The organism is Pseudomonas sp. FG13, assembly GCF_057809755.1.
The window spans coordinates 1-7690 of sequence record NZ_JBMDKO010000092.1; the positions used below are offsets into that span (position 1 = coordinate 1).

General features: G+C 61.8%; 8 protein-coding genes. 7 read left to right on the forward strand and 1 reads right to left on the reverse strand.

Going from position 1 to position 7690, the window contains the following annotated elements; translation table 11 throughout:
- Positions 1-192: 192 nt before the first annotated feature.
- Positions 193-489 carry a DUF1330 domain-containing protein gene (locus ACODTO_RS29285; RefSeq protein WP_139645294.1) on the reverse strand — a complete coding sequence of 99 codons (297 nt, stop codon included), beginning with the start codon at positions 487-489 and terminating at the stop codon, positions 193-195.
- An 81-nt stretch (positions 490-570) separates the two neighbouring features.
- Here ACODTO_RS29285 and ribBA point away from each other — a divergent pair, with 81 nt between their 5' ends.
- From ribBA to ACODTO_RS29320, 7 genes are all read left to right on the forward strand, one after another.
- Positions 571-1680: a bifunctional 3,4-dihydroxy-2-butanone-4-phosphate synthase/GTP cyclohydrolase II gene (gene ribBA / locus ACODTO_RS29290; RefSeq protein ID WP_139645292.1), complete on the forward strand. Its 1110-nt coding sequence runs from the start codon at positions 571-573 to the stop codon at positions 1678-1680.
- 370 nt (positions 1681-2050) lie between these two features.
- Positions 2051-3076: an ABC transporter substrate-binding protein gene (locus ACODTO_RS29295; RefSeq protein ID WP_489107459.1), complete on the forward strand. Its 1026-nt coding sequence runs from the start codon at positions 2051-2053 to the stop codon at positions 3074-3076.
- Complete coding sequence (locus ACODTO_RS29300) at positions 3061-3999, forward strand: ABC transporter permease (RefSeq protein WP_489107460.1); 939 nt, start codon at positions 3061-3063, stop codon at positions 3997-3999. The genes ACODTO_RS29295 and ACODTO_RS29300 overlap by 16 nt, the downstream gene beginning before the upstream one ends.
- Before the next feature lie 6 nt (positions 4000-4005).
- Positions 4006-4815, forward strand: coding sequence for an ABC transporter permease (locus ACODTO_RS29305; RefSeq protein WP_041022978.1), 810 nt, complete (start codon positions 4006-4008; stop codon positions 4813-4815).
- Between the two features lie 17 nt (positions 4816-4832).
- On the forward strand, positions 4833-5984 hold the full coding sequence (locus ACODTO_RS29310) for an ABC transporter ATP-binding protein (protein ID WP_139645286.1): 1152 nt from the start codon (positions 4833-4835) through the stop codon (positions 5982-5984).
- Between the two features lie 41 nt (positions 5985-6025).
- Positions 6026-6511 carry a flavin reductase family protein gene (locus ACODTO_RS29315; RefSeq protein ID WP_489107461.1) on the forward strand — a complete coding sequence of 162 codons (486 nt, stop codon included), beginning with the start codon at positions 6026-6028 and terminating at the stop codon, positions 6509-6511.
- 30 nt (positions 6512-6541) lie between these two features.
- On the forward strand, positions 6542-7585 hold the full coding sequence (locus tag ACODTO_RS29320) for an LLM class flavin-dependent oxidoreductase (protein WP_464711770.1): 1044 nt from the start codon (positions 6542-6544) through the stop codon (positions 7583-7585).
- Positions 7586-7690: the final 105 nt, after the last annotated feature.

Sequence of the window (7690 nt, forward strand, 5' to 3'; positions counted from 1 at the left end):
TGTGCCACCGCTATCGCGAGCAGGCTCGCTCCCACAGGGTTCGATGCCGTACACAAACCCTGCGCACACCAAAAATCCATTGTGGGAGCGAGCCTGCTCGCGATGGCGGCCTATCATTCGACATTGCAGCGACTGGAGCACCGCTATCGCGAGCAGGCTCGCTCCCACAAGTGAGTGACCCAACACCCGCGCTTACGGGGTCGGTACACCCTCGACGATGATCACTTCGGCCCGGGCCACATCCTTGCGGTGGTGCTTGGCCTCCTGGTATTGCGGCGAGTGATAACAGGCCAGCGCCTGCTCGTAGGAATCGAACTCGATCACCACGCTACGCTGCGGCGTGGCCCTGCCTTCCATCGCCTCGCTACGCCCGCCCCGGGCCAGCATCCGACCGCCGTACAAGGCAAATGCCGCCGGAGCCCGTTGGGTGTATTGGCTATATTGATCAGCGTCGGTGACATCCACATGAGCAATCCAGTACGCCTTCATAGTGACCTCTCGCGTTAATTTGTATTATGGTATACCACAAGCGGTTTCCATCATGCATCCCATCGAACAAGAGAGCCCTACATGGCCTTTAACAGTATTCAAGAAATCATCGAAGACTACCGCCAGGGCAAGATGGTGTTGCTGGTGGACGACGAAGACCGGGAAAACGAAGGCGACCTGCTGCTGGCCGCCGATTGCTGCAGCGCCCAAGCCATCAGTTTCATGGCCCGGGAAGCCCGCGGGTTGATCTGCCTGACCTTGACCGACGAACATTGCCAGCGCCTGGGACTGGAACAGATGGTGCCGAGCAATGGCAGCGTGTTCAGCACAGCGTTCACCGTGTCCATCGAGGCCGCCACCGGCGTGACCACCGGCATTTCTGCCGCCGACCGGGCGCGCACCGTGGCCGCGGCCGTCGCCGCCGATGCCGGTCCCAGCGATATCGTGCAGCCGGGGCATATCTTTCCGTTGCGCGCCCGGGAAGGTGGCGTCCTGACCCGTGCCGGGCATACCGAAGCCGGTTGCGACCTGGCGCGCCTGGCCGGATTCACACCGGCGTCGGTGATCGTCGAAGTGATGAACGATGATGGCACCATGGCCCGTCGCCCGGACCTGGAAGTGTTCGCCCGCAAACACGGGATCAAGATCGGCACCATCGCCGACCTGATCCACTATCGCCTGAGCACCGAACACACCGTGGTCCGCATCGGTGAACGGGAACTGCCCACCGTGCACGGCACCTTCCGGCTGTTCACCTTTGAGGACCGCATCGAGGGCGGCGTACACATGGCGATGGTCATGGGCAACATTCGCCGGGAAGCGCCGACCCTGGTGCGGGTCCATGTCATTGACCCGCTACGGGACCTGGTGGGCGCCGAATACAACGGCCCGTCCAACTGGACGCTCTGGGCGGCCCTGCAACGGGTCGCCGAAGAAGGTTGCGGTGTAGTGGTCGTGCTGGCCAACCACGAATCCTCCCAGGCACTGCTCGAGCGCGTGCCGCAACTCACCCAGCCACCACGCCAGTTCAGCCGCTCCCAATCGCGCATCTATTCGGAGGTCGGGACCGGGGCGCAGATCCTCCAGGACCTGGGCGTCGGCAAACTGCGCCACCTGGGACCGCCGCTCAAGTATGCCGGTTTGACGGGGTACGACCTGGAGGTGGTGGAGAGCATTCCGTTTACCGGATAAATCCGAAGTAACACCAAAACCCTGTGGGAGCGAGCCTGCTCGCGATAGCGGTTGTTCAGTTACTGCAAAGCCGAATGTCAGGCAGCTATCGCGAGCAGGCTCGCTCCCACAGGGTCGGTGGCTGCCTCGGAAAAAATCAAAAGAAAAATCTGCCTTGGACAGATAGCCGGTACGGCAAAATGCTTGCAGAAAGTTTGGAATACCATAATATGATATTCCATAGACCGAACGTTTCAGCCAAGTGCGCCCGGAAGGGAAAGCACAGCCATCCGGCCCTTGGCCCGGTCCTGCAAAGCCAGATGGACCTACAGCTCCCGATAAGCGGGCACACACAAGCCCGCTCAATAAACACAACAATGAGGGCGTGAAAATGGTGTTGAAGAAAAGCGCAGTTGCCATGCTTTTTGCTGGCTTGCTAGGTATCACCAGCCAGTCGACGATGGCCGCCGAAAGCGTCAACTTCGTCAGCTGGGGTGGCACTACCCAGGATGCACAGAAACAGGCCTGGGCCGACCCGTTCAGCAAGAGCACCGGCATCACCGTGGTCCAGGATGGCCCGACCGACTACGGCAAACTCAAGGCCATGGTCGAGAGCGGCAACGTGCAGTGGGACGTGGTTGACGTCGAGGCTGACTTTGCCTTGCGCGCCGCCGCCGAAGGCCTGCTCGAACCCCTGGACTTCTCGGTCATCCAACGCGACAAGATCGATCCACGCTTCGTTTCCGACCACGGCGTAGGTTCTTTCTACTTCTCCTTCGTCCTCGGCTACAACGAGGGCAAGCTCGGTGCCGGCAAACCGCAGGACTGGTCCGCGCTGTTCGACACCAAGACCTACCCTGGCAAACGCGCCCTGTACAAATGGCCGAGCCCCGGCGTATTGGAACTGGCCCTGCTGGCTGACGGCGTTCCCCAAGACAAGCTCTATCCCCTGGACCTGGATCGCGCCTTCAAGAAACTCGACACCATCAAGAAAGACATCGTCTGGTGGGGCGGCGGTGCCCAGTCCCAGCAACTGCTCGCATCCGGTGAAGCCAGCCTCGGTCAGTTCTGGAACGGCCGGATTTATGCACTGCAACAGGACGGCGCGCCGGTGGGCGTGAGCTGGAAGCAGAACCTGGTCATGGCCGACATCCTGGTCGTGCCGAAGGGCTCGAAGAACAAGGCCGCCGCCATGAAGTTCCTGGCCAACTCCAGCAGTGCCAAGGGCCAGGCCGACTTCTCCAACCTGACCGCTTATGCGCCGGTCAACGTCGATAGCGTCGCGCGCCTGGATTCGGTGCTCGCTCCCAACCTGCCGACCGCCTACGCCAAGGATCAGATCACGCTCGATTTCGCGTACTGGGCCAAGAACGGTCAGGACATCGCGACACGGTGGAACGAATGGCTGGTCAAATGAAAATGTCGGCAACGACAACCCAGCACACCGGGAGCGCCCCTGGCGCTGCCGGCGTGGCAACCGCCAAGGCAGCGACGGGTCCGTCGCTGGCCCAACGCTGGCGCGGGGCCGGTAACCTGGTTCCCGCCCTGCTGTTCCTTGGCCTGTTCTTCCTGGCGCCGCTGATCGGCCTGCTGTTGCGTGGCGTGCTGGAGCCGGTGCCCGGGCTGGGCAATTACGAGCAACTGTTCGCCAACTCGGCCTATACCCGAGTGCTGCTCAACACCTTTTCGGTGGCCGGCCTGGTGACGTTGTTCAGCCTGCTGCTGGGTTTTCCCCTGGCCTGGGCCATCACTCTGGTGCCCCGTGGCTGGGGTCGCTGGATCCTGAACATCGTGCTGCTGTCGATGTGGACCAGCCTGCTGGCCCGCACCTATTCCTGGCTCGTGCTGTTGCAAGCCTCCGGGGTGATCAACAAGGCGCTGATGGCCCTGGGGATCATCGACCAGCCGCTGGAGATGGTGCACAACCTCACCGGCGTGGTGATCGGCATGAGCTACATCATGATCCCGTTCATTGTCCTGCCGTTGCAGGCCACCATGCAGGCCATCGACCCGATGATCCTGCAGGCCGGCTCCATCTGCGGTGCCAGTCCCTGGACCAACTTCTTCCGGGTGTTCCTGCCACTGTGCCGGCCGGGGCTGTTTTCCGGCGGCCTGATGGTGTTCGTGATGTCCCTGGGTTATTACGTCACCCCGGCGCTGCTCGGCGGTGCGCAGAACATGATGCTGCCGGAATTCATCATCCAGCAGGTGCAATCGTTCCTCAACTGGGGCCTGGCGAGCGCCGGTGCCGCGTTGTTGATCGTCATCACGCTGGTGCTGTTCTACTTCTACCTGAAGCTCCAGCCGGAATCCCCGGTTGGCGCCAGTAACGCGAGGTAAATCGTCATGCTCCTGACTCCCAATGCCATGAGCCGGCGCATGCGCTTCGGTCTGTACTTCACGACCGGGTTGATCGGGTTGTTCCTGCTGTTGCCGATCGTATTCATCGTGCTGCTGTCGTTTGGCTCATCCCAGTGGCTGGTCTTCCCGCCACCGGGCTGGACATTCAAATGGTACGGCCAGTTCTTCTCCAACCCCGACTGGATGAGCGCCGCGCTGGCCAGCCTCAAGGTCGCGGTGCTGACCACGATCTGCGCCGTAGCCCTGGGCCTGCCTACCGCGTTTGCCCTGGTGCGTGGTCGGTTTCCGGGACGGGAAATGCTCTATGGCCTGTTCACCCTGCCGATGATCGTGCCGCTGGTGATCATCGCCGTGGCGGTGTATGCGCTGTTCCTCAAGCTGGGCTACACCGGCACGATGTTCGCGTTCGTGGTCAGCCATGTGATTGTCGCGTTGCCGTTCACCATCATCTCGATCATCAACTCGTTGAAGCTGTTCGACCAGTCCATCGAAGACGCCGCCGTGATCTGCGGCGCCTCGCGACTGCAAGCGGTGTTCAAGGTCACCTTCCCGGCCATCCGCCCGGGCATGATCGCCGGCGCCTTGTTCGCGTTCCTAGTGTCGTGGGACGAAGTGGTGCTGAGCGTGATGATGGCCAGCCCGACCCTGCAAACCCTGCCCGTAAAGATGTGGACCACCCTGCGCCAGGACCTGACGCCTGTGATCGCCGTCGCTTCGACGCTGCTGATCGGCCTCTCGGTGTTGGTGATGGTGATCGCCGCCGCCCTGCGCCGGCGCAATGAAATCAGCGCCTGAGCGCCTAGGAGAACACAATGAGTGCCGTCAAAGACCCCGCACAACAGAACAACAAGACCCTGGTCAGCCTGCGCAACCTGAACAAGCACTACGGCGACTTTGCCGCCGTCGACGATATCGCCCTGGAGATCCAGGACGGTGAGTTCCTGACCTTCCTCGGCTCCAGCGGCTCGGGCAAGAGCACCACCCTGTCGATGCTGGCCGGCTTTGAAACCCCCAGCAGCGGCGAGATCCTGGTGGACGGCAAATCCCTGGTCAACGTCCCGCCGCACAAGCGCGACATTGGCATGGTGTTCCAGCGCTACTCGCTGTTCCCGCATTTGTCCGTGCGCGACAACATCGCCTTCCCGCTGGCGATCCGCAAACTGGCGCCGGCCGAGCGCGACCGGCGGGTCGACGCGATGCTCAAGCTGGTGCAATTGGAGCAGTTTGCCCATCGCCGCCCTTCGCAACTCTCCGGCGGCCAGCAGCAACGGGTCGCCATCGCCCGGGCGCTGGTCTATGAACCACGCATCCTGCTGATGGACGAACCCCTTGGTGCCCTGGACAAAAAGCTCCGTGAAGACCTGCAGGATGAACTGCGCCAGTTGCACCGGCGTCTGGGCATCACCATCGTCTACGTGACCCACGACCAGGAAGAAGCCATGCGCCTGTCCCAGCGCATCGCCATTTTCAGCCACGGCAAGATCGTCGGCCTGGGTACCGGTTACGACCTCTACCAGAACCCGCCGAATGCCTTTGTCGCGTCATTCCTGGGCAACTCCAACTTCCTCAAGCTCAAGGCCCAGGGCAATGCGGTGGCGACCTTCGAAGGCCAGTCGCTGTCGATCCGCCTGACCGCCGGCCTGCAAACCGATCAGGACGTGTTGCTGATGGTACGCCCGGAAAAGGCCTTGGCCCTGAGCACCGAGCAGGCCGCCCAAGCGCCATTGGCAGCCGGCTGGAATGAAGTCTCGGCCAAGGTCGTCGAGGTGCTGTTTCTCGGCGAAAGCCAGACTTGCAGCGTGGTGACGTCCGGCGGCACCGCCATGACCGTCAAGGCCCTTTCCGCCGCCGGCATGCCACTCAAGGCTGGCGACCCGGTGCGGGTGCGCTGGGCCGCTGCCGATGCGTGTGTCTACACCCAATGGGCCGAGAGCGACCTGAACAAAGCCGCCGGTGCTCATTGATGAACACGAAGTCATTACCGCCTGCGTACGAGGACTGTTAAATGATTGATGCCAACGTTTACAAACAAGTCATGGGTTCGTTCCCGTCCGGCGTGACGGTCATCACCACCCTTGATGACGACGGGCAGATCGTCGGCCTCACCGCCAGCGCCTTCAGCTCGTTGTCGATGGACCCGGCCCTGGTGCTGTTCTGTCCCAACTACAGCTCCGATTCCTACCCGGTGCTGATCCGCAACAAGCGCTTCGCCATCCATTTGCTCTCCGGCGGGCAACAGAACGAAGCCTATGCCTTCGCCCGCAAAGGCAAGGACAAGGCTCAGGGCATCGAATGGACCCTGAGTGAACTGGGCAACCCCTTGCTGAGCAACGCCACCGCCATCATCGAATGCGAACTGTGGCGCGAATACGAAGGCGGCGACCACGCCATCATGGTCGGCGCTGTGAAGAACCTGATCGTGCCGCAACACACCCGAGGCCCACTGGTTTATTGCCACGGAAAGATGGGCGCCCTGCCCGTCCTCGCCTGAACCGATCGTCAATCATCAAGAGATAGCGCCATGAAATTTTCCCTGTTCGTACACATGGAGCGCTGGGACGAAAGCGTCAGCCATCGCCAGTTGTTCGAAGACCTCACCGAACTGACCCTGATGGCCGAGGCCGGTGGCTTCAGCACTGTCTGGATCGGCGAACACCACGCCATGGAATACACCATTTCGCCAAGCCCGATGCCGCTGCTGGCCTACCTGGCGGCCAAGACCACCACCATTCACCTGGGCGCCGGCACCATCATCGCGCCGTTCTGGCACCCGCTGCGGGCAGCCGGTGAATGTGCATTGCTGGACGTGATCAGCAACGGCCGCATGGAAGTCGGCCTGGCCCGTGGCGCTTACCAAGTGGAATTCGACCGCATGGCCGGCGGCATGCCAGCGGCCTCCGGCGGCCAGGCACTGCGGGAAATGGTTCCGGCGATACGGGCACTGTGGCAAGGCGACTACGCCCATGACGGCGACATCTGGAAATTCCCGACCTCCACCAGCGTGCCCAAGCCGATCCAGAAGCCGAACCCGCCCATGTGGATCGCTGCCCGCGACCCGGACTCGCACAACTTCGCCGTCGCCAACGGCTGTAACGTCATGGTGACGCCGTTGATGAAGGGTGACGAAGAAGTCCTCGACCTGAAGAACAAATTCCAGGCAGCCCTGGACAACAACCCCGATGTACCGCGCCCGCAATTGATGGTGCTGCGTCACACCCATGTGCACTCGGAGGACAACCCCGACGGCTGGAAAGTCGGAGCCAAGGCCATCGCGAAGTTCTACCGCACTTTCGACGCCTGGTTCGGTAACAAGGAAACCCCGGTCAATGGCTTCCTGGCGCCAAGCCCGGAAGAGAAATTCGCCGGCCGCCCGGAATTCGAACTGGATAGCCTGCACAAGACCGCCATGATCGGTACTCCGGAAGAAATCATTCCCCGCATCAAGTACTACCAGGCACTGGGCGTCGACGAGTTCAGCTTCTGGTGCGATAACAGCCTGCCCCATGCGGAGAAGAAGAAATCCCTGGAACTGTTCATCAAGCACGTGGTGCCGGCGTTTCGGTAATTGTGCCGGCTAGTCAGACCGCTATCGCGAGCAGGCTCGCTCCCACATGGGGCGCAGGTGTGCAATTATTCTGTATTCACCCTAACTTCCCTGTGGGAGCGAGCC

What these genes read in the sequence shown, in the direction of transcription:
- ACODTO_RS29285 (WP_139645294.1), bottom strand. Translation starts at nt 489, where the DNA reads ATGAAGGCGTACTGGATTGCTCATGTGGATGTCACCGACGCTGATCAA.
- ribBA (WP_139645292.1), top strand. Translation starts at nt 571, where the DNA reads ATGGCCTTTAACAGTATTCAAGAAATCATCGAAGACTACCGCCAGGGC.
- ACODTO_RS29295 (WP_489107459.1), top strand. Translation starts at nt 2,051, where the DNA reads ATGGTGTTGAAGAAAAGCGCAGTTGCCATGCTTTTTGCTGGCTTGCTA.
- ACODTO_RS29300 (WP_489107460.1), top strand. Translation starts at nt 3,061, where the DNA reads ATGGCTGGTCAAATGAAAATGTCGGCAACGACAACCCAGCACACCGGG.
- ACODTO_RS29305 (WP_041022978.1), top strand. Translation starts at nt 4,006, where the DNA reads ATGCTCCTGACTCCCAATGCCATGAGCCGGCGCATGCGCTTCGGTCTG.
- ACODTO_RS29310 (WP_139645286.1), top strand. Translation starts at nt 4,833, where the DNA reads ATGAGTGCCGTCAAAGACCCCGCACAACAGAACAACAAGACCCTGGTC.
- ACODTO_RS29315 (WP_489107461.1), top strand. Translation starts at nt 6,026, where the DNA reads ATGATTGATGCCAACGTTTACAAACAAGTCATGGGTTCGTTCCCGTCC.
- ACODTO_RS29320 (WP_464711770.1), top strand. Translation starts at nt 6,542, where the DNA reads ATGAAATTTTCCCTGTTCGTACACATGGAGCGCTGGGACGAAAGCGTC.